This window comes from Vibrio sp. Vb1026 (assembly GCF_033338745.1).
GTDB lineage: Bacteria > Pseudomonadota > Gammaproteobacteria > Enterobacterales > Vibrionaceae > Vibrio > Vibrio alginolyticus.
In genome coordinates, this window is the sequence record NZ_JAWOTH010000068.1 from 1 (window position 1) to 1628 (window position 1628).

The window sequence follows — 1628 nt, forward strand, 5'->3', positions numbered from 1 at the left end:
CCACCTCCGCAGCCATTTATTGGTGTGGTCTACAGAGGATTAAGTCTTTTTAGAGGGGAAAATCCCTAGAACCCCATCTCCAAACATATCAAGCGTGTCTGTATCCCACTCTATTGTAAACAAGACATTTTTATCTTTTATATTCAATGGTTTATTTTCCTGCTAATTGGTAATACCATGAAAAATACCATGCTCAGAAAAGGCTTAACAATATTTTGAAAAATTGCCTACTGAGCGCTGCCGCACAGCTCCATAGGCCGCTTTCCTGGCTTTGCTTCCAGATGTATGCTATTCTGCTCCTGCAGCTAATGGATCACCGCAAACAGGTTACTCGCCTGGGGATTCCCTTTCGACCCGAGCATCCGTATGAGACTCATGCTCGATTATTATTATTATAGAAGCCCCCATGAATAAATCGCTCATCATTTTCGGCATCGTCAACATAACCTCGGACAGTTTCTCCGATGGAGGCCGGTATCTGGCGCCAGACGCAGCCATTGCGCAGGCGCGTAAGCTGATGGCCGAGGGGGCAGATGTGATCGACCTCGGTCCGGCATCCAGCAATCCCGACGCCGCGCCTGTTTCGTCCGACACAGAAATCGCGCGTATCGCGCCGGTGCTGGACGCGCTCAAGGCAGATGGCATTCCCGTCTCGCTCGACAGTTATCAACCCGCGACGCAAGCCTATGCCTTGTCGCGTGGTGTGGCCTATCTCAATGATATTCGCGGTTTTCCAGACGCTGCGTTCTATCCGCAATTGGCGAAATCATCTGCCAAACTCGTCGTTATGCATTCGGTGCAAGACGGGCAGGCAGATCGGCGCGAGGCACCCGCTGGCGACATCATGGATCACATTGCGGCGTTCTTTGACGCGCGCATCGCGGCGCTGACGGGTGCCGGTATCAAACGCAACCGCCTTGTCCTTGATCCCGGCATGGGGTTTTTTCTGGGGGCTGCTCCCGAAACCTCGCTCTCGGTGCTGGCGCGGTTCGATGAATTGCGGCTGCGCTTCGATTTGCCGGTGCTTCTGTCTGTTTCGCGCAAATCCTTTCTGCGCGCGCTCACAGGCCGTGGTCCGGGGGATGTCGGGGCCGCGACACTCGCTGCAGAGCTTGCCGCCGCCGCAGGTGGAGCTGACTTCATCCGCACACACGAGCCGCGCCCCTTGCGCGACGGGCTGGCGGTATTGGCGGCGCTGAAAGAAACCGCAAGAATTCGTTAACTGCACATTCGGGATATTTCTCTATATTCGCGGTTCAGCAGGCATGTCCCCTTTGAGGGCGACCCGACGACAGGATAATCGACCTTATGGTGCGCAAATATTTCGGCACAGACGGTATTCGTGGCAAAGCCAACGAAGGCGCGATGACGGCGGAAACCGCCTTGCGCGTCGGCATGGCGGCTGGCCGTGTCTTTCGTCGCGGTGACCACCGCCATCGTGTCGTGATCGGCAAGGATACGCGCCTGTCGGGCTATATGCTTGAACCCGCGCTCACAGCCGGTTTCACCTCGATGGGCATGGACGTATTCCTTTTTGGCCCGCTGCCGACAACGTATAGGAAGAATAAACGCCCTTTTCACCCAAGTCCAACAGCTTTGGACCGCAGTTGACTCTTTCGACACCCCTG

The 1628-nt window shown here is 55.4% G+C and carries 2 protein-coding genes; both read left to right on the forward strand.

The genetic code is table 11. From position 1 onward, the window contains the following. Positions 1-406 precede the first annotated feature (406 nt). A complete protein-coding gene (gene sul2, locus R7E47_RS24200; RefSeq protein WP_001043260.1) occupies positions 407-1222 on the forward strand; it encodes a sulfonamide-resistant dihydropteroate synthase Sul2 in 816 nt (271 codons plus the stop codon). An 86-nt stretch (positions 1223-1308) separates the two neighbouring features. Then, positions 1309-1611, forward strand: coding sequence for a phosphoglucosamine mutase (locus R7E47_RS24205; protein ID WP_000251875.1), 303 nt, complete (start codon positions 1309-1311; stop codon positions 1609-1611). The last annotated feature ends 17 nt before the right edge of the window (positions 1612-1628 follow it).

Bases quoted from the DNA above. Each gene is read 5' to 3' on its own strand.
- sul2 (WP_001043260.1), top strand. From the start codon at position 407: ATGAATAAATCGCTCATCATTTTCGGCATCGTCAACATAACCTCGGAC.
- R7E47_RS24205 (WP_000251875.1), top strand. From the start codon at position 1,309: ATGGTGCGCAAATATTTCGGCACAGACGGTATTCGTGGCAAAGCCAAC.